General features: G+C 63.1%; 11 protein-coding genes and 1 pseudogene. 6 read left to right on the top strand and 6 right to left on the bottom strand.

Annotation, left to right across the window (positions count from 1 at the left end; translation table 11 throughout):
• Position 1: 1 nt before the first annotated feature.
• The 4 genes and pseudogenes from accB to C5F70_RS21555 all read right to left on the bottom strand — a co-directional run bounded on the left by accB (position 2) and on the right by C5F70_RS21555 (position 4922).
• The gene (gene accB / locus C5F70_RS21570; protein WP_017849666.1) at positions 2-460 is read right to left on the bottom strand and encodes an acetyl-CoA carboxylase biotin carboxyl carrier protein; all 459 of its coding nucleotides are present in this window, start codon (positions 458-460) and stop codon (positions 2-4) included.
• A gap of 24 nt (positions 461-484) precedes the next feature.
• Entirely contained in the window at positions 485-940 is a 456-nt protein-coding gene (aroQ, locus tag C5F70_RS21565) for a type II 3-dehydroquinate dehydratase (RefSeq protein ID WP_017849665.1), read from the bottom strand.
• A 296-nt stretch (positions 941-1236) separates the two neighbouring features.
• Positions 1237-1752 (bottom strand): annotated as a pseudogene (locus C5F70_RS31615) (methyl-accepting chemotaxis protein); the annotation flags it as partial.
• Between the two features lie 1499 nt (positions 1753-3251).
• Positions 3252-4922, bottom strand: a complete 1671-nt coding sequence (locus C5F70_RS21555) for a PleD family two-component system response regulator (protein ID WP_017849663.1) — start codon at positions 4920-4922, stop codon at positions 3252-3254.
• 401 nt (positions 4923-5323) lie between these two features.
• Here C5F70_RS21555 and C5F70_RS21550 point away from each other — a divergent pair, with 401 nt between their 5' ends.
• The 4 genes from C5F70_RS21550 to speA all read left to right on the top strand — a co-directional run bounded on the left by C5F70_RS21550 (position 5324) and on the right by speA (position 9588).
• Positions 5324-6301 carry a DUF2333 family protein gene (locus C5F70_RS21550; RefSeq protein ID WP_370737517.1) on the top strand — a complete coding sequence of 326 codons (978 nt, stop codon included), beginning with the start codon at positions 5324-5326 and terminating at the stop codon, positions 6299-6301.
• A gap of 2 nt (positions 6302-6303) precedes the next feature.
• A complete protein-coding gene (locus C5F70_RS21545; RefSeq protein WP_104904023.1) occupies positions 6304-6840 on the top strand; it encodes an NUDIX hydrolase in 537 nt (178 codons plus the stop codon).
• Between the two features lie 318 nt (positions 6841-7158).
• Entirely contained in the window at positions 7159-7530 is a 372-nt protein-coding gene (locus C5F70_RS21540) for a translation initiation factor Sui1 (protein ID WP_017849660.1), read from the top strand.
• Positions 7531-7674: 144 nt separating this feature from the next.
• A complete protein-coding gene (speA, locus tag C5F70_RS21535; RefSeq protein ID WP_017849659.1) occupies positions 7675-9588 on the top strand; it encodes an arginine decarboxylase in 1914 nt (637 codons plus the stop codon).
• Between the two features lie 158 nt (positions 9589-9746).
• Here speA and C5F70_RS21530 read toward each other — a convergent pair whose 3' ends face one another.
• Positions 9747-11084, bottom strand: a complete 1338-nt coding sequence (locus C5F70_RS21530) for an MATE family efflux transporter (RefSeq protein ID WP_017849658.1) — start codon at positions 11082-11084, stop codon at positions 9747-9749.
• Between the two features lie 455 nt (positions 11085-11539).
• Here C5F70_RS21530 and C5F70_RS21525 point away from each other — a divergent pair, with 455 nt between their 5' ends.
• Entirely contained in the window at positions 11540-16441 is a 4902-nt protein-coding gene (locus C5F70_RS21525; protein ID WP_104904022.1) for an alpha-2-macroglobulin, read from the top strand.
• A 194-nt stretch (positions 16442-16635) separates the two neighbouring features.
• Here the strand turns inward: C5F70_RS21525 and C5F70_RS21520 are convergent, their stop codons facing one another.
• Positions 16636-16929, bottom strand: coding sequence for a hypothetical protein (locus tag C5F70_RS21520; protein WP_017849656.1), 294 nt, complete (start codon positions 16927-16929; stop codon positions 16636-16638).
• A 138-nt stretch (positions 16930-17067) separates the two neighbouring features.
• Between C5F70_RS21520 and pbpC the strand changes: the two genes are divergently transcribed.
• Positions 17068-19350 carry a peptidoglycan glycosyltransferase PbpC gene (pbpC, locus tag C5F70_RS21515; protein WP_046385357.1) on the top strand — a complete coding sequence of 761 codons (2283 nt, stop codon included), beginning with the start codon at positions 17068-17070 and terminating at the stop codon, positions 19348-19350.
• The last annotated feature ends 121 nt before the right edge of the window (positions 19351-19471 follow it).

Raw genomic sequence — 19471 nt, 5'->3', positions numbered from 1 at the left:
TTCAAACGATGGTGAACAGCGGCTGGTCGTACTCAACCGGCTGACCGTTTTCTACCAGAATGGATTCGATGACACCGGCTTTTTCGGCCGTGATGTGGTTCATCATTTTCATCGCTTCCACGATGCAGATGGTGTCGCCTTCTTTCACGGTTTTGCCGACTTCAACGAAGGCTGGCGAACCCGGTGCCGGGGTGCGGTAGAACGTACCGACCATTGGCGACTTGGCCACGAAGCCGTTCAGCTTGGGCGCAGCAGGCTCGGCGGCGGCGACAGGCGCAGCGGCGACCGGAGCGGCAGCGGCAGGTGCCGGTGCTTGCATCTGCGGCGCGTAGAATTGCTGGGCCGGGGTCTTGCTGTGGCGGCTGATGCGTACAGACTCTTCGCCTTCCTTGATTTCCAGCTCGTCGATGCCGGATTCTTCCAGCAGTTCGATCAGTTTCTTAACTTTACGGATATCCATGAATCGTCAACTCCCAAGGGTCGGTCAGGGGCGCTTGGCCGGTTGTTCAAGTTGTTCCAGGGCGGCCTCCAGGGCCAGTCGATAACCGCTGGCGCCAAGGCCGCAGATCACACCTACCGCTACGTCGGAGAAGTAGGAGTGATGGCGGAAAGGTTCGCGTTTGTACACGTTCGACAAATGCACTTCGATGAATGGGATGCTCACCGCCAGCAGCGCGTCACGTAATGCAACACTTGTGTGCGTAAAAGCGGCGGGATTGATCAGAATAAAGTCCACGCCTTCGCCGCGCGCGGCATGGATGCGATCAATCAATTCGTACTCGGCATTGCTTTGCAGGTACAGCAAATGGTGGCCGGCTTCACGGGCCCGTCGCTCCAGATCGAGGTTGATCTGTTCCAGGGTCACTGCCCCGTAGACGCCCGGTTCGCGGGTGCCGAGCAGGTTCAGGTTGGGTCCGTGAAGAACCAGTAAGGTCGCCATCGGCTGTTCCTTGTTATTGATGTGGGTACGGCAGAACCCGGCGACTATGCCGCAAAGCGTTTATGACTGTCCAGTTCTATGCAGTAGGCAGCACGATTAGCGAGGATTGCGCGAAATTTGTGACTGCGGCCCAAGATCCGGTCATTGGTAATACCGTCTTGAAACCTGTGGCGATCAAATGTGGGAGGGGGCTTGCCCCCGATAGCGGTGGATCAGTTACAGATATTGAGACTGGCACACCGCTATCGGGGGCAAGCCCCCTCCCACATTGGTTCTTCGCGTGGCGCTAGGTCGGGTCAGACGCGGAAGGCTTGCACGGCGGTGTTGAGTTGGCCGCCCAGCACCAACAGGTGTTCACCCTGGCTGCGGCCCTGGCCGATGCGCAGCAGGTTGTCCTCACCCAACTGATGAATCCGTTCGCTGTTATCGCGAATCTCACTCACCGCACCGCTCTGCTGCGCGGTCACATCGGCGATACGCACGGAGGTGTCGGAAATGGTCTGGATCGCCCCGACGATTTCATCCAGCGCGCCGTCGGCCGCTTGTGCTTGCTGGGCGGTGGCTTCGGCGTGTTCGACCTGCGCGCGCATGCCTTCCACCGACTGGCGGGCGGCGGTTTGCAGGCCGGCGATGAGGCCCTGGATTTCGGCGGTGGCGCCAGCGGTGCGCTGGGCCAGGGAGCGCACTTCGTCGGCGACCACGGCAAACCCCCGCCCGGCGTCTCCGGCGCGGGCGGCTTCAATGGCGGCATTGAGCGCCAGCAGGTTGGTCTGGTCGGCGATCGAGCGAATCACCGTCAACACGCCGCCGATGGTCGCGGACTCTTCGGCGAGTTTCTCGATCATCTGCGCGTTTTGCTGCACTTCGCCCACCAGCGCATGCAGCCCGGTCAGGCTCAGGCCGATCACCCGCTGGCCGTGCTTCACCGCCTGGCCCGCGCTGCGGCTGGCGCCGGCGGCCTGGCTGGCGTCCCCGGCGACTTGTTGAATGGTCGCTTCCAATTCGCCCAACGAATCGCGGATCTGCGCGGTGTCCCCGGCCTGCCGTTCGGCGCCATCATGCAGGCCGCTGCTCAGCTCGGCCAGGGCGCGGCTGCTGCCGGCGACTTCCTCGGCATTGCCGCGAATGGTGCCCACCAGGTCCACCAGGTAGGCGCGCAAGCGGTTGAGGGAGGCTTCGATGTCGCGCAGTTCGCGGTTGGTCTTGCCCAAGGCAATCGGTTGGCTGAAGTCGCCTTCGCCCCAGGTCGACAGGGCCGGTGCCAGGTTGGTCAACACCCGTGCCAGGCGCCGTTGCAGAGTATCGATCAGCAGGGCGATCAGCAGGATCAGGCCGATCATCACCCCTTGCATCAGGCGCACTTCGCCCTGGATCACGGCGTGCTGCGCACGCACGACCGGCTCCAGGCCGGCGATGGCCTGTTGCACGGCGGCGATTTTCAGTTGGGTGCCGGCGGCGAGGTCGGCGCGCCGCTGGATCTGCTCGCGGGTACGCTTGAGTTCGGCCGGGTAGCGGGTCAGCAGGCTGTTGAGTTCGCGCTTGAGGTCGACGCCGGTGTCTTGTGTTTCGGTTTTTTCGCTGTTTTCCAGGCCCATCAGCGCCGAAAAGTCATCGGTGTTCGAACCGGCGTTGGCCTTGACCCCAAGTAAGGGCAGTTGCTCCAGCAGGTCGGCCTGGCCGCGGATATTGCTGACTTCGCGCTCCACATCGTCCGCCAGTTCGGCGCGCCCGCTGCTCACCAACTTGTCGCGGGCCAGGGACAGCTTGCCCAGGTGCTGGGACGCCGCCAGCAGCGGCGGCAGGTAGCGCGCTGCGGCGGGCGAATCGACGCCGATGGCGTACTGGCTCAGTTGCTCGAGGTTCGCGCCCAGTTCGCGCTCGGCCTGCAACAGCAGCGCTTGCGGGTCGCCGGCCAGTTTGCCGGCGGCGAGCAGGTCAGTTTTGCTGAAGGTGTCCAGCTCCTTCAGGCTGGGGCGCAGGCTTTGTGCGAGGTCGGCGGGCAATTCGTCCAGGTGCTGCAGCAGGCTTTCCAGGCTCTGGCTGGCGCTGCTCAAGCGCAGGGCGTCGCCGCTGGCGAGGTAGTCGTCGATGTTGCGTGCGGCCTGGTTCTGGAAGGTCTGCGACAACCCCAGGTAGCGTTCCATCAGCAAATAAGGCCGTTCCAGCGCGCGTTGCGACCACCAGAGCGTCGCCCCGAGTGCCAGGCACACGGCCACCAGAAGGAGGGTATTGAGATTGGTCAGCAGCTTCAGGCGCATGCGTGGTTTCAACCGACAGCAAAAGTTAAGTGCCTGAAGTTATTGCGTTTCTATTACAAAGTTATGACGGAGTCGCTGGATTCTGGTGAAAAGATGGCACTTTGACTTGATGTGTGCGCGGCTTGGACCCGATTGCGTCCGGCATCCTTGGCGCGGTACAGCGCCTCGTCGGCTTGGGCGGCCATCATCAGGCTGTCGGAATCGTCGCACAACTCCACCAGCCCGGCGCTGAAAGTACACCACAAGTCATGCGGCTGTGCCGGGTAGTGAATTTCGGCAAAGCGCCCACGGATTTCATCCAGCACCTTGCAGGCCGATTCCAGGTCGGTATCGGGCATCACAATCGCAAACTCTTCACCGCCGTAGCGGCCGATGTAGTCGGTCTTGCGCAAGCGCTGTTTGAGGAACAGCGCCAGGCTCTTGATCACGCGGTCGCCCATGGGGTGGCCGTGGCTGTCGTTGACGCGCTTGAAGTGGTCGATGTCGAGCATGGCAAAGCTCAACGGCTTATTCTCGCGACGAGCGCGGAAGGTGCAGTCTTCGAGCAATTGCAGGATATGGGTGTGGTTGTACAGGCCGGTCAGGCTGTCGCGCACCATCCGCGCCTTGAGGTTGCGCGCACGGGCCGCGCGGTTGCGCACGGTGGTGATCAGGTGGCGCGGCTTGATCGGCTTGGTGAGGAAGTCGTCGCCGCCTTCGCTCATGGCGTCCAGCTGTTTATCCAGGTCGTCTTCGGCCGACAGGTAGATGATCGGCACGCTGACGTACCGGTCGTTATGACGAATCACCTTGGCCAGTTCGGTGCCGGTGCAGGCGGGCATGTACATGTCGAGGATGATCAGGTCGGGCTGGAAATCCGCCAGCTCGGCCATGGCCTGGATCGGCTCGATCAGCGTGCGGGTGATGATACCGGCGCTGTTGAGCAGGCGCTCGGTGTGCAGCGCCTGGGCCCGTGAGTCGTCGATGATCAGCACTTTATAGGGGTCGTATTGGGCGACGCAGGTCAGCACTTCGATCTTTTCCAGCAGGCTCGAGGCTTCCAGCGTGCCGGTCAGGAACTCCTCGCCGCCGGCGCGCACGGCGGCGAGGCGGGTCGGGGTGTCGGTTTCATGCAGGCTGAAAAACAGCAACGGCAGCTTTTGTTCCAGGCCTTGCTGGGCCTCGGCGGCCAGTTGGAGGCCGAGGCCCGGGCCGCAGAAATCCACGTCCATCACAATCGCCGACGGCAGGCGCTCGGCCATCGCCACGCGATACGCCGCCACGTCGTCCAGGGACTGGGCGCTCAGGCCAAAGAACTCCAGCTGCTTGGCCAGACGCTCGGCGCGATCATGATCGGCCAGCATCACGTAGATCGGCTTGCGCATCGGCGGCAGGAAGGTTTGCTCAAGCTGATCGCCCTGGCGCAGGCCGGTGCGGGACAGGCGTTGCATCAAGCGGTTGATTTCGGTGATCAGTTGACTGCTCAGGCGGCCGCGATTGGCGTCCACCGCTTTGAGCGACTCACCGATGTGCTGCGCCAGTTGGCCGTGTTCGGGCTGTTCGAAGCGTTCGGCGAAGCGCAGCAGGCGCAGGTTGGCTTCGCTGAGTTCGGAGAAGTCGGCGTCGGACCATTCGCTGCGTTGCAGGCGCTGCCAGATCTCAAGAATTTGACGTGCCTGATGAATTACCCGCTGGGCAAAGTGCTGCTTGAGACGCTCACGGCTGGGGTCTTCTGGCTCGGTCATATCCTGACTACTAGTGAAGGTGCGTGCTGAGGTCGACTGGTGGCTCTATGCTAGCACCTCTTTTCGGTTACATGAGTGTCATACGTCAATTAACTGCGAGTCCCTGGCATTCATTTAGTGACTAATTGGTCGTGCAGCGGAAAAAGCGCGCATCCTTTATAGTCGAATGCCCCCTGGGCGTCCGTTGGATCATAGTTGTAGGGCGAAAAGCCCGCATTGACGGGCACGATGGGGTAGGGTTGCTGTCGGAGTGTTTGAACGCACGCCGTCGATTGAAGTGCATGAACTCAAGTGATTGAAAGGATATCGCCATGCTGGACTGGAAAAACCGTGCAGGCAGTGCCAAAGGCCCCGCCCCTGAACCCAAGTCGGCCAACCGCAGCTATTTGCGTAGCGTGCTGATGAGCCGAGCGGTGCTTAGCGTACTCGGCTTGTATCTGTTGGTCACCGGTGCTTTGGGTTGGTACTGGAGCGAAGAGCCGGCGCTGTTCCCGGTCCAGCAGAACGCCCAGCTTGCCGCTGAAAAGGAAGGCAAGCAGATGGTGTTGGGTTACACCACCGTGGAAACCCTCAAGACCGTGGCCGGCACCTTGCTCAACAAGCCCGGTGGCTATATTTCCAACGACCGTTTCCCGCCGGGCCTGTGGATGGACAACATGCCGAGCTGGGAATACGGCGTACTGGTGCAGGTGCGTGACTTGACCCGCGCCTTGCGTAAGGATTTCGCCCGTTCCCAGTCGCAGTCGGCGGAAGACGCCGACCTGGCGAAGGCCGAGCCGCGTTTCAACTTCGACAACAAGAGCTGGGTGCTGCCTTCCAGCGAGTCGGAGTACCAGGAAGGCATCAACTCCCTGAATCGCTATGAAGTGCGCCTGTCCGACCCGAACCAGCGCGGCGCCTTGTTCTATGCGCGTGCCGACAACCTCAACAACTGGCTGGGCGATGTCGCCACACGCCTGGGTTCGTTGTCGCAACGTCTGTCGGCCAGTGTCGGCCGGGTCAAGCTGAACACCTCACTGAAAACCGAAGCGCTGGCGCCGGGTGAAGTGCCGCAGCTCGATGAAGAAGTGGTGGAAACCCCATGGCTGCAGATCGACAACGTGTTCTACGAAGCCCGCGGCCAGGCCTGGGCTTTGTCCCACCTGTTGCGCGCCATCGAAGTCGACTTTGCCGACGTGCTGGCCAAGAAGAATGCGACGGTCAGCGTGCGCCAGATCATTCGTGAGCTGGAGGCTTCGCAAGAGCCGGTCTGGAGCCCGATGATCCTCAACGGCAGCGGCTTTGGCATATTGGCCAACCACTCGCTGGTGATGGCCAACTACATTTCCCGGGCCAACGCGGCCGTGATCGACTTGCGTCAGTTGCTTAACCAAGGGTGATGATGGACGTGACTCAAAAGGAGGCCGCGCACCGCGCAGCCTCTGATGCGGAACTGATCTGCTGGGTCGACGAGCACGACAACCCGCTCGGCGCCCTGGTGCGATCCGACCTGCGCCAGCGCGGCCTGATCGGCCGTTGCACCTTTATTTTCCTGTTCAACTCGGCAGGTGAACTGTGCGTACATCGACGCACCCTGAGCAAAGCCCTGTACCCCGGTTTCTGGGACACGGCGGCAGGCGGGATGGTGGCGGACGGCGAGAGTTATGCCGAGTCGGCCGCCCGCGAGCTTGAAGAAGAGCTCGGCGTGGGCGGGGTGGAGTTGGTCGAGCATGACCATTTCTACTTCGAGGACGGTGACAGCCGACTTTGGTGCAGATCCTACTCCGCCGTGTGGGACGGTGCGCTGTGCCTGCAGCCTGAAGAAGTCATGGAAGCGCGCTTTTTACCCCTTGAAGTTGTCCTGCAGGAAGCGCAACAAAAGCCCTACTGCCCGGACGCGCAAGAGGGCTTGCGGCGCTATCTGGCCTCACGTCGCTAAAGTTGTATAAATTGGCGCGATTTGGCTCTTAGCAAGTGAGCTTTTTGTGGTTACACTGCGCGACTTTTCACCCGAACCACCCTTGTTCCACCCCCTGATTCCTGTAGGAGCGAGCTCGCTCGCGAAAACCTCAAGCGCGCCGCGGGCATCCTGAATGCCCGCGTCATCGTTGGCGATCTTCGCGAGCTCGCTCCGGCAGGAATCGGGGGCAATGACATGGGGGGTTCGGTAGCGCTGCCCCTGCCTGAGTGGGGCTTCGCGGTCGGCAACCGCCTGAGCGTTTGCCGATCAGTCTTTGTCCTCACAAGAGGATTGCCGGTGGCCAAAAAAGCCGCATCCTTCGCCGCCCTCGGTGGCCTGGTATTTTCCACCGACGCAGGTCGACACTGCCCGGACTGTCGTCAGCCCGTGGACGCCTGTACCTGCAAACAAACCCTGATCCCCGAAGGCGACGGCATTGCCCGCGTGCGACGCGAGAGCAAAGGCCGTGGCGGCAAGACGGTGACCACCATCACCGGCGTACCGCTGGCCGAAGATGCGCTGAAGGAACTCGCCACCACGCTGAAAAAGCGCTGTGGCACCGGTGGCGCGTTGAAAGACGGGGTCATCGAGATCCAGGGCGATCACGTCGAGTTGCTGTTGGCCGAGCTGATCAAGCTCGGGTACAAGGCCAAGAAGTCCGGCGGCTGAAAGCCTCTTCCCAACCAGTGTCTAAACTCTGTCCTGCGAGTGGGGTCTGACCTTACTCACAGGCAAATCGTCATTTTCATTCTTTAGACTGCGCCAGCCTCCAACGAGGGGCGGCGCCTTCGACTTCATTTATAGGGGACTTCAATGTCCGTACGACGCACACGCAAAGACGATGGCAGCCAATGGACAGTTGCGGACAGCCGCAGTGTTTACGGGATTCGTCATTGGGGGGCCGGGTATTTCGCGATCAATGATGCCGGTCGCGTTGAAGTTCGTCCGAACGGCCCGAAAAGCACGCCTGTCGACCTGTACGAGCAAGTCGACGAGCTGCGCAAAAGCGGCTTGTCCTTGCCGCTGCTGGTGCGTTTTCCCGACATCCTGCAAGACCGCGTGCGCCAGTTGACCGGTGCGTTCGATTCGAACATCGAGCGTCTGGAATACCAGAGCAAATACACCGCGCTGTACCCGATCAAGGTGAACCAGCAGGAGGCGGTGATCGAAAACATCATCGCCACCCAGGACGTGTCCATTGGCCTGGAAGCCGGCTCCAAGCCGGAACTGCTGGCCGTGCTGGCCCTGGCGCCGAAAGGCGGGACCATCGTCTGCAACGGTTACAAGGACCGCGAATTCATCCGCCTGGCGCTGATGGGCCAGAAGCTGGGTCACAACGTGTTCATCGTGATCGAGAAAGAGTCCGAAGTTGAGCTGGTGATCGAAGAAGCCGCCAACCTCAAGGTCAAGCCACAGGTCGGCCTGCGCGTGCGCTTGTCGTCCCTGGCGTCGAGCAAGTGGGCTGACACTGGCGGTGAGAAATCCAAGTTCGGGTTGTCGGCGGCGCAACTGCTGTCGGTGGTCGAGCGCTTCCGCGCCGCCAGCCTGGACCAGGGCATCCGCCTGTTGCACTTCCACATGGGCTCGCAGATCGCCAACCTGGCCGACTACCAGCACGGGTTCAAGGAAGCCATTCGTTACTACGGCGAATTGCGCAACCTCGGCCTGCCGGTGGACCACATCGACGTCGGCGGCGGCCTGGGCGTGGACTACGACGGTACTCACTCGCGCAACGCCAGCTCGATCAACTACGACATGGACGACTACGCCGGTGTCGTCGTGGGCATGCTCAAGGAGTTCTGCGACGCGCAGAGCCTGCCGCACCCGAACATCTTCTCCGAGAGCGGCCGTTCCCTGACCGCCCACCACGCCATGCTGGTGGTGCAAGTCACCGACGTCGAGAAGCACAACGACGAAATGCCGCAGATCGAGAACAAGGACAGCCTGCCGGAAACCGTGCAATGGCTGGTGGACCTGCTCGGCCCGACTGACATCGAGATGGTCACCGAAACCTACTGGCGCGCCACTCACTACATGAGCGACGTGGCCACCCAGTACGCCGACGGCAAACTGACCCTGGCGGAAAAAGCCCTGGCTGAACAGTGCTACTTCGCCGTGTGCCGCCGCCTGCATAACTCGCTGAAAGCGCGCCAGCGTTCGCACCGCCAGGTGCTCGACGAACTCAACGACAAGCTGGCGGATAAATACATCTGCAACTTCTCGGTGTTCCAGAGCCTGCCGGACACCTGGGCCATCGGCCAGGTATTGCCGATCCTGCCGCTGCACCGCCTCGACGAAGAGCCGATGCGCCGCGCGGTATTGCAGGACTTGACCTGCGACTCCGACGGCAAGATCAAGCAATACGTCGACGAGCAGAGCATCGAGACCAGCCTGCCGGTACACGCGCTGAAAGAGGGCGAAGACTACCTGCTGGGTATCTTCCTGGTCGGCGCCTACCAGGAAATCCTCGGTGACATGCACAACCTGTTCGGTGACACCGACTCGGTGAACATCTATCAGCGTGAAGACGGTTCGGTGTACAGCGCCGGGATCGAGACCCACGACACCATTGAAGACATGCTGCGTTATGTGCACTTGTCGCCGGAGGAGTTGATGACGCATTACCGTGACAAGTGCGCCAGCGCGAAGATCAGTGCCAGCGAGCGCACGCAGTTTCTGGATGCGTTGCGCTTGGGCCTGACGCGTTCGTCCTACCTGTCCTCCTAAGCACCCATCCTTGTAGGAGCGAGCTTGCTCGCGAAGATCGTCAACGATGACATGGGCTGTCTGGATGCCCGTGTTGTCTGAACGTTTTTCGCGAGCAAGCTCGCTCCTACATTGACGGTGACAGTGACGGTGACGGTGACAGTGACAGTGAGGGGTGCTTATCCCAGCCACTGATTCTGTCGGTTCAAACGCCAGGCAATCGTCCAAAGCGTAAGACTGCGCAGGGCCATGAACAGCAGGAAGCTGATCCACAGGCCGTGGTTGCCGTAGCCCTGCAACAGCCAGGCGAATGGCAGCAGGATCAGCACCGTCAGCAGCATGCCATTGCGCATTTCCCGCGCGCGCGTGGCGCCGATGAACAGCCCGTCCAGCAGATAACTCCACACCGCAATCAACGGCAGAACCGCCAGGTATGGCAGGTAGATGTCGGCGGTTTCGCGCACGCTGGGAATGTCGGTCTGCATGGCGATAAACAGGTGGCCGGCGAAGGTGAAGAGCAGGGCGAAACCGACGCTGGCGATCAGCGACCAACCGCAGGCGACCACCAATGAACGGCGCAACGCCTGACGGTCGTGCGCGCCAATGGCATGGCCGCACAGGGCTTCGACCGCATGGGCCAGGCCGTCCAGGGCGTGGGCGGTCAGCAGCAGGCCGTTGAGCAACAGCGCGTTGGCGGCCACGGTGGCGTCGCCCAGGCGTGCGCCTTGCACCGTGATCATGAAAAACACCGACTGCAACGCCAGGCTGCGGATAAAGATGTCGCGGTTCACCGCCAGCAGCGGGCGCCAGCTGTGCCAGCGTTGCAAGGCGGCCCAGGCGATATGCCCGGGGTAGGCGCGCAGGGCTTTTTGCGTGAGGGCCAGGCCGAGCAGGGCACCGGTCCATTCGGCGATCACCGAGGCGCGTGCGGAGCCGACGACGCCCCAGTCCAGGCCGAGGACGAACCACAGGTTGAGGGCGATGTTGACCAGGTTGGTGGTCAGCAGGATCGCCAGCGGTGCGCGGGCGTTTTGCGTGCCGAGGAACCAGCCGACCAAGGCATAGCTGGCCAACGCGGCGGGCAGGCCGAACAGGCGGGTGTGGAAGAACTCGCGGGTCAGTTGATTGAGTTCGGCGGAGGGCTGCATCCATTCCAGGGCCAGGTGGCTCAGCGGGATGCCCACTGTACCGAGCAACATCGCCAGGCCCAGCGCCAACAGCAAACCTTGCAGCAGGATTTGCCGCAGCGCCGCGCCATCGTTGCGCCCGGCGGCCTGGGCGGCGAAACCGGTGGATCCCATGCGCAGAAAACCCATGGCCCAGGCCAGGAAGGTATACAGGCTGGCCCCGACAGCCACGGCGCCCAGTTGGTGGGCGTGGGGCAGGTGGCCGATGACCATGCTGTCGACCAGGGCCACCAGCGGTACCGAGATGTTCGACAGGATCATTGGCGCGGCCAGGGCCCAGACGCGGCGGTGGGTTGGGCGGTGGCGCCAGTCGGTCAGTAAGGTGGACATGCAGGCTCCTTGGGGGAGCGGCATTGTAACTGTCCCCCCAGCACGCCGCAGAACCAATGTGGAATGGGGGGCTAAATGTGGGAGGGGGGCTAAATGTGGGAGGGGGCCAAATGTGGGAGGGGGCCAAATGTGGGAGGGGGCTTGCCCCCGATTGCAGTGGATCAGCTACAAATAAGCTGACTGACTCACCGCCATCGGGGGCAAGCCCCCTCCCACATTTAGCTCTCATTCCACATTTGGCCTCATTCCACATTTAGTCCCCCATTCCACATTTTGATCTTCAGTGATTTTGATTTTTTGTGATTTTGATCTTTTGTGTTTGTGGGATTTGGCTTGGATCGCGTGACGCGAAGAACCAAACTGCCCTCCGTCGGTCAATGTGACCAGTGCCACATCGGCTTGGCCGGCGCTGATATATAGTTCATCCCTCGGTTCCCTCTGACGACGAGTGCCCCATGCTTAACAAAGGACTGTTCCTGGCTTGTGCGCTGGCCCTGCTGAGCGCCTGCGATTCTTCCGATAAACCGACTGCGCCGAGCGCGCCGGCAGCTGCGAGCAGTGTGGCGCCGAAGCCGGCCAAGGCGGTGGTGGATGTGGCGGCGCTGAAGCAGCGCTATGCCGGGCGCGAGTTGAGTGTGGTGGACCTGTCCGAGGTGCAGTTGGACGGCGCCAGCACCCTGTCGGTGAGTTTTTCCGTGCCGTTGGACCCGGAGCAGAAGTTCGCCGACAAGCTGCATCTGGTGGACAGCAAGTCGGGCAAGGTCGACGGCGCCTGGGAGCTGTCGGATAACCTGATGGAGTTGCGCCTGCGCCACCTGGAGCCGCAGCGCAAGTTGGTGCTGACGGTCGACCCCGGCGTGCGCGCCGTGAACAACAACCTGTTGCCCGCCGAGTACGTCGCCCGCCTGGAAACCCGTGACCTGCAAGCCACCGTCGGCTTCGCCAGCCGTGGCACGCTGTTACCCACGCGCCTGGCCGAGGGGTTGCCGGTGATTGCGCTGAATGTCGACAAGATCGATGTCGAATTCTTCCGGATCAAGCCCGAATCCCTGCCATCGTTCCTCGCCCAGTGGGGGCGCAATACCAGCCTGCAAAGCTATGAGTCCCGCGAGCTGCTGCCGCTGGCCGATCTGGTCTACGGCGGCCGCTTCGACCTGAACCCGGCGCGCAATACCCGCGAAACCTTGTTGCTGCCGATCGCCGGCCTCAAGCAATTGCAGCAGCCGGGCGTATACCTGGCGGTGATGCGGGCGTCGGGCACCTACAACTATTCGCAACCGGCCACGCTGTTCACCTTGAGTGATATCGGCCTGTCGGTTCACCGCTACGCCAATCGCCTGGATGTGTTTACCCAGGCGTTGGACGGTGGCAAGGCGCTGGATGGCGTCGACCTCGAAGTGCTCGATGCCGAGGGCCGGGTGGTGGGGCAGGGCAAGACCGAGCAGGGCGGTCACGCCGAATTGCCGTTGCCGAAAAAGGCCCAGGTGCTGCTGGCCAAGCAGGGCGAACAAACCAGCCTGTTGCGCCTGGACAGCGCCGCGCTCGATCTGGCGGAGTTCGATATCGGCGGCCAACCGTCGCACCCGCTGCAGTTCTTTGTGTTCGGCCCACGCGATCTGTATCGCCCTGGCGAAACCGTGCTGCTTAACGCCTTGCTGCGCGACAAGGACGGCAACGCGGTCAAGCCGCAGCCAGTGAGCGTCGAAGTGCGCCGCCCGGATGAGCAGGTCAGCCGCAAATTCGTCTGGGACGCCGACGCCTCTGGCCTCTATCAATATCAACTGCAATTGGCCGGTGAAGCGCCGACCGGGCGCTGGCAGCTGGTGTTCGACCTGGGCGACGGCAAGCCGCAGTTGTACGAGTTCCTCGTCGAAGACTTCCTGCCCGAGCGCCTGGCGCTCGAACTCAAGGGCAGCGACACGGCATTGAGCCCGGCGGATAACCCGGTCATCCAGGTCAATGGCCGCTACCTGTATGGCGCGCCGGCGTCGGGCAACCGGGTCAGCGGGCAGGTGTATGTGCGTCCGCTGCGCGAGGCGGTGAAATCGCTGCCGGGTTACCAGTTCGGCTCCGTCACCGAAGAAGAGCTGAGCCAGGATTTCGAACTGGATGAAAGCGTGCTCGACGCCAAGGGCCAGGAAGCCCTGACCCTGGAAAGCAAATGGGCCGACGCCAAGTCGCCGCTGCAACTGATCGTGCAAGCCAGCCTGCATGAGTCGGGCGGGCGGCCGATCACCCGGCGCCTGGTGCAGCCGATCTGGCCGGCCGAGCAGTTGCCGGGCCTGCGCGGGCTGTTTGACGGCAAGGAAACCAACGGCGACGGCCCGGCGGAATTCGAGGTGCTGCTGGCCAACCAGGACGGGCAGAAACTCGCCGCGAAAAACCTCAAGGTCCGCCTGGTGCGCGAGCGCCGTGACTACTACTGGAATTACTCGGACAGCGACGGCTGGAGCTACCACTACAACGAGAAATTCCTCAACCTCGACGAACAGAGCCTGGACATCAAGGCCGGCGACACCGCCAAAGTCAGCTTCCAGGTGGAGTGGGGCCCGTACCGCGTCGAGGTCGAAGACCCGCAAACCGGGCTGGTCAGCAGCCTGCGCTTCTGGGCCGGCTACCAGGCCCAGGACAACACCGAAGGCGGCGCCGTGCGCCCCGATCAGGTCAAGCTGGCGCTGGACAAACCCGCCTATGGCGATGGCGATACGGCCAATGTCACGGTGACGCCGCCGGCGGCCGGTAAAGGCTATCTGCTGGTCGAGTCCGCCGAGGGGCCGCTGTGGTGGCAGGCGATCGACGTGCCGGCCGAGGGCAAAAGCTTCGCCGTGAAACTCGACCCGAAATGGGCGCGCCATGACCTCTACGTCAGCGCCCTGGTGATCCGCCCCGGCGAGCGCAAAGCCAACATCACCCCCAAACGGGCGGTGGGCCTGCTGCACCTGCCGCTGGATCGCACCCAGCGCAAACTGGGGCTGACCCTCACCGCGCCGGAAAAAATGCGCCCCAAACAAGCGCTGACGGTGAAAGTTACCGCGAAAAATGCCGACGGCAGCGTGCCCAAACAGGTGCATGTGCTGGTGGCGGCAGTCGACGTAGGCATCCTCAATATCACCGAATACCCGACGCCCGATCCGTACTCCAGCCTGTTCGGCCGCAAGTCGTATGGCGTGGACCAGTTCGACATCTATGGCCAACTGATCGAAGCCGGCCAGGGCCGCCTGGCGAGCCTGGCCTTCGGCGGTGACGCCGCATTGGCCAAGGGCGGCAAACGCCCGGACACCAGCGTGACCATCGTCGCCCTGCAAAGCGCACCGGTGACGTTGAACGCGCAGGGCGAGGGTGAAGTCAGCGTCAATATCCCCGACTTCAACGGCGAGTTGCGCCTGATGGCCCAGGCCTGGAGCGATGACCGCTACGGCATGGCTGAAGCCAAAACCGTGATCGCCGCACCGCTGATTGCCGAACTGTCGGCGCCGCGCTTCCTCGCGGGCGGCGACCAGACCAGCTTGGCGCTGGACCTGTCCAACCTGTCGGGCAAGGCGCAAAAGCTCGACGTGCAACTGAGTGCCGAAGGGCAACTGGAACTGGTCGACAGCGCCGCGCAATCGCTTGAACTGAAACAGGGCCAGCGCACCACGCTGCGCATCCCGGTGAAAGCCTGGGGCGGTCTGGGGCAGGGCAAGCTCAAGGTCACGGTGAATGGCCTGGACCTGCCCGGTGAAAACCTGCCGCCGTTCAGCCGCGAATGGACCTTGGGCGTGCGCCCGGCCTATCCGGCCTTGCTCAAGCACTATCGTGCGGTGCTCAAGGAGCAGCCGTGGAGCTTGCCGGCGGGGGCGCTCGATCAATTCGACAGCGCAGGGCGCGAGGCGTTGTTGAGCCTGTCGAGCCGGCCGCCGTTGAACCTCGGCGCGCAAATCAGTGCGCTCAAGGCGTACCCCTACGGTTGCCTGGAGCAGACCGCCAGCGGCCTGTACCCGTCGCTGTATGCCGACGATGCCTTGCTCAAGCGCCTGGGCATCAAGGGTGAGCCGGACACCGAGCGCAAACGCAAGATCGAGCTGGGCATCGAACGCCTGCTGGGCATGCAGCGCTACAACGGCAGCTTTGGCTTGTGGGGCGCCGATGGCGAAGAGGAATACTGGCTGACTGCCTATGTCACCGACTTCCTGCTGCGCGCCCGCGACCAGGGCTTCGCCGTGCCGCCGCAAGCCTTGAAGAAAGCCAGTGAGCGTCTGCTGCGGTATGTGCAGGAGCGCAACCTGATCGAAGTCGATTACAGCGATAACGCCGAGCACACCCGTTTCGCCGTGCAGGCCTACGCCGGCCTGGTACTGGCGCGCAGTCAGCAGGCGCCGTTGGGCGCGTTGCGCAGTCTGTTCGAGCGGCGCAGCGATGCGCGCTCCGGGTTGCCGCTGGTGCAACTGGCCATCGCCTTGCAGAAGATGGGCGACCAGCCGCGTGCCGATCAAGCCTTGCTCGCAGGGCTGGCGGCGCAGCGCAATGCCAAGGAGTGGTTGGCCGACTACGGCAGCCCGCTGCGCGACCAGGCGATGATCCTGGCGTTGCTCGAAGAAAACGACCTGGCCAAGGGCAAGCGTGAAGAGCGCTTGTTCACCTTGTCGGATCAATTGGCGGCCAGCCCGTACCTGTCGACCCAGGAACGCAACTCGCTGTTCCTGGCCGGGCGCCTCGGGTTCGCCGAGCCCGAGTCGAATTGGCAGGTGTCGCTCACCGGCAGCGGCGGCGTGCGCGAATTGAATAATCAACAGTCGACACTGGCGTTGACGGGCGCGCTGCTGTCCAGCGACTTGAGCCTGCGCAATCAGGGCGAGACGCCGGTGTACCAGCAGTTGACGATCTCGGGTTATCCACAAGTGCCACCGGCCGCCGGCGGCGACAACCTGAGCATCCGCCGCGAATACCTGGGCATGAACGGCCAGCCGCTGAACCTGCGTAGCCTCAACAGCGGCGACCTGGTGCTGGTGCATCTGGCGGTCAGCGCCAAGCAGCGTGTACCGGATGCCCTGGTGGTGGACCTGCTGCCGGCAGGCCTGGAGCTGGAAAACCAGAACCTCGCGCAAAGCGCCGCAAGCCTGGAAAACGCCAGCAGCCAGGTGAAGGAATGGCGTGAGTCGATGCAGAACGCCTCGCTCAAGCATCAGGAGTTTCGTGATGACCGCTACGTGGCGGCGATGAACCTGGATGGCTATGGCACCACGCACCTGTTGTATCTGGCGCGGGCGGTGACGCCGGGGACGTATCGGGTGCCGCCGCCGCAGGTGGAGTCGATGTATCGGCCGAACTGGCAGGCGGTGGGTGAGACACCGGTGGATCTGGTGATCAAGGGGCGTTGAAAGCTCGATGTGGAATGGGGACTAAATGTGCAGTGGAGACTAAATCTGGGAATGGGGCTAAATGTGGAATGAGGGCTAAATGTGGGAGGGGGCTTGCCCCCGATGGCGGTGGGTCAGTTACCTGATGCATTGACTGAAATACAGCTATCGGGGGCAAGCCCCCTCCTACAGGGATTGGTGGGGTTTTTTTGGGGTTAGTGGACTACCCAGCTGAGTAGCCACAGGCCGAGCATCAGCCAGATGATGCCCATGATGATCGATGCGCGCATGAAGGCGCGTACCGCCGAGTACAGCAGCATCAGGCCGAGGATCAGGGTAATGATGCTGATGATGGAAGTGTCCATGCCCAAGGTACGCGACAGGCCATCGATAAAGTTGCCACCGGCGTGGGTCAAGGCACCGAAGATGCCGCTGAGGCCGTCGACGATAAAACGGATGACGGAACCGAGCGCCTGGCCCAACCATTCGAAGAAGCTTTCTACCTGCATGTGTGTGTCCTGATGAGAAGGTGGGCGTGTCTGTGCCTTTGGTTGTTATTGCGACAGGCTAGTTCCCTACAAGCATAGAGGTTTGCCCGTTTGAGTTTGCGTTTAGTTGCTCGCTGGACCCTCGCGAGCCTGCTCCTGATGATTGCCCTGCTGTGGTTGGCCGACCGCATCTGGCCCCTGCCGCTGCCCAAGGACGACCTGGCGCGGGTGGTGCTGGCCGAGGATGGCACGCCGTTGTGGCGGTTTGCCGATGCCAATGGCGTGTGGCGTTACCCGGTGCAAACCGCTGAGGTGTCGCCGTATTACCTCGATGCGTTGCTCACCTACGAGGACCGTTGGTTCTACCAGCACCCCGGCGTAAACCCGTTCGCGCTGGCGCGGGCGACGTGGCAGAACCTGACCGGTGCGCGGGTGGTGTCGGGCGGTAGCACCTTGTCGATGCAGGTCGCCCGTTTGCTCGATCCCCACTCGCGCACGTTCCACGGCAAGCTGCGCCAGCTGTGGCGCACCGCGCAGTTGGAATGGCACTTGTCCAAGGCCGAGATTCTCAACCTGTACCTGAACCGCGCGCCGTTTGGCGGCACCTTGCAAGGCGTGGCGGCGGCCAGTTGGGCGTATCTGGGCAAGTCGCCGGCGCAACTGACCCACGCCGAAGCCGCCTTGCTCGCGGTGTTGCCCCAGGCGCCGAGCCGCCTGCGCCCCGACCGCCACCCCCAGCGCGCCCAGGAAGCGCGGGACAAGGTGCTGCGCCGCCTCGGCGAGTTCCAGGTATGGCCGTCATCGGCAGTGGCCGAAGCGCTGGAAGAACCGTTGCTGCTCGCGCCGCGCCTGGAGCCCAGCTTGGCGCCGTTGCTCGCCCGTCGCCTGAACCGCCCCGACAGCCCGCCGCTGATCCGCACCACCCTGGACGCCACCCTGCAACGCCGTCTCGAAGACCTGCTGCTGGGCTGGCGCGCGCGTTTGCCGGAATACACCTCGGCGGCGATCCTGGTGGTGGAGGAAGACAGCATGGCCGTGCGCGCCTACCTCGGCTCGGTGGACATCAATGATGCCAAGCGCTTCGGCCATGTGGACATGATCAGCGCCCTGCGTTCGCCGGGCTCGACCCTCAAGCCCTTCCTGTATGGCATGGCCCTGGACGACGGGCTGATTCACTCCGAATCGCTGTTGCAGGATGTGCCCAGGCGCTATGGCGATTACCGGCCGGGCAACTTTTCCATGGGCTTTACCGGCGCGGTGCCGGCGAGCACGGCGTTGTCCAGTTCGCTCAACCTGCCGGCGGTGCAGTTGCTGGAAGCCTACGGGCCGAAGCGCTTCGCCGCGCAGATGCGTATCGGCGGGGTGCCGCTGGCGCTGCCGGCGTTGGCCGAGCCGAACCTGGCGCTGATCCTGGGCGGCGCGGGCAGTCGCCTGGAAGATCTGGTGAGCGGCTACAGCGCTTTCGCTCGCGACGGCAGGAGCGCCACGATTCGATTACAGCCGGACGATACGCTTAAAGAACGGCCTTTACTGTCGCCAGGGTCCGCCTGGATTGTGCGGCGTATCCTCAGCGGCCAGGCGCGGCCCGACCGCGACCCGCGTGCCGAACTGGTGCAGCGCCCGGTGCTGGCCTGGAAAACCGGCACCAGCTACGGGTTCCGCGATGCCTGGGCGATCGGCGTGGGGCCGCGCTATTTGATCGGCGTGTGGATCGGCCGCCCCGACGGCACGCCAGTGCCGGGGCAGTTCGGCTTGGCCTCGGCCGCGCCCTTGATGTTGCAGGTACACGATGTGTTGACCAACCGCGACAGCCAGCGTGGCATCAGCGCGCCGGTCAAACCGGTGCCGGCGAACGTCGGCGTGGCGGCGATCTGCTGGCCGCTGGGCCAGCCCATGAGCCGCAGCGATCCGAATTGCCGGCGCCAGCGTTTCGCCTGGACGCTGGACAACACCACACCGCCGACCTTGCTGGCACTGGATCAACCGTTGGGTGTGGGCTTGATGGAAAGCGTCTGGGTCAACCCCAAGGGTTTGAGGGTGGACGCCCATTGCCCGGGCGCGCAGTTGAAGAACATTGCCCTGTGGCCCGCGCCGTTGGAACCCTGGCTACCGCGGGCCGAACGCCGCGACGCCCGCTTGCCGGCCGCGGACCCCGATTGCCCACCGCCGGCCCTGGCGGCGTCCTCGCCATTGTCGATTGTCGGCGTGCGCGAAGGCGATCAACTGCGCCTGCCCGCTGCCAGCCAACAGGCGCTGCGCCTGAAGATCTCGGCGCTGGGCGGCAGTGGTCGGCGCTGGTGGTTCCTCAACGGTGCGCCGTTGGGCGACAGCGCCAACCAGGACAGCATCAACGCCAGTTTCGAGCAATTGGGCCGCTACCAGCTCAGCGTTCTCGACGAGGCCGGCCAAACCGCCCGAATCGAATTCAGCGTCGTCGACTAGACCCCATCACCGCCAAACCAACCCCCACATTCCGATGTGTGAATCCATTCAAATGTGGGAGCAGGCTTGCCTGCGATAGCGCCCTAAAGTCCATCCCCCCGGATTCACTTGCCTTCATCCC

Origin of the sequence: Pseudomonas sp. LH1G9 (assembly GCF_002949975.1) — a bacterium.
Lineage (GTDB): Bacteria > Pseudomonadota > Gammaproteobacteria > Pseudomonadales > Pseudomonadaceae > Aquipseudomonas > Aquipseudomonas veronii.
The sequence above is the reverse complement of the archived record's forward strand: the minus strand, read 5'-3'. Positions and strand labels throughout refer to the sequence as shown.

Coding starts and splice junctions, on each gene's coding strand:
- accB (WP_017849666.1), bottom strand. CDS start 460: ATGGATATCCGTAAAGTTAAGAAACTGATCGAACTGCTGGAAGAATCC.
- aroQ (WP_017849665.1), bottom strand. CDS start 940: ATGGCGACCTTACTGGTTCTTCACGGACCCAACCTGAACCTGCTCGGC.
- C5F70_RS21555 (WP_017849663.1), bottom strand. CDS start 4,922: ATGACCGAGCCAGAAGACCCCAGCCGTGAGCGTCTCAAGCAGCACTTT.
- C5F70_RS21550 (WP_370737517.1), top strand. CDS start 5,324: ATGAGCCGAGCGGTGCTTAGCGTACTCGGCTTGTATCTGTTGGTCACC.
- C5F70_RS21545 (WP_104904023.1), top strand. CDS start 6,304: ATGGACGTGACTCAAAAGGAGGCCGCGCACCGCGCAGCCTCTGATGCG.
- speA (WP_017849659.1), top strand. CDS start 7,675: ATGTCCGTACGACGCACACGCAAAGACGATGGCAGCCAATGGACAGTT.
- C5F70_RS21530 (WP_017849658.1), bottom strand. CDS start 11,084: ATGTCCACCTTACTGACCGACTGGCGCCACCGCCCAACCCACCGCCGC.
- C5F70_RS21525 (WP_104904022.1), top strand. CDS start 11,540: ATGCTTAACAAAGGACTGTTCCTGGCTTGTGCGCTGGCCCTGCTGAGC.
- C5F70_RS21520 (WP_017849656.1), bottom strand. CDS start 16,929: ATGCAGGTAGAAAGCTTCTTCGAATGGTTGGGCCAGGCGCTCGGTTCC.
- pbpC (WP_046385357.1), top strand. CDS start 17,068: ATGATTGCCCTGCTGTGGTTGGCCGACCGCATCTGGCCCCTGCCGCTG.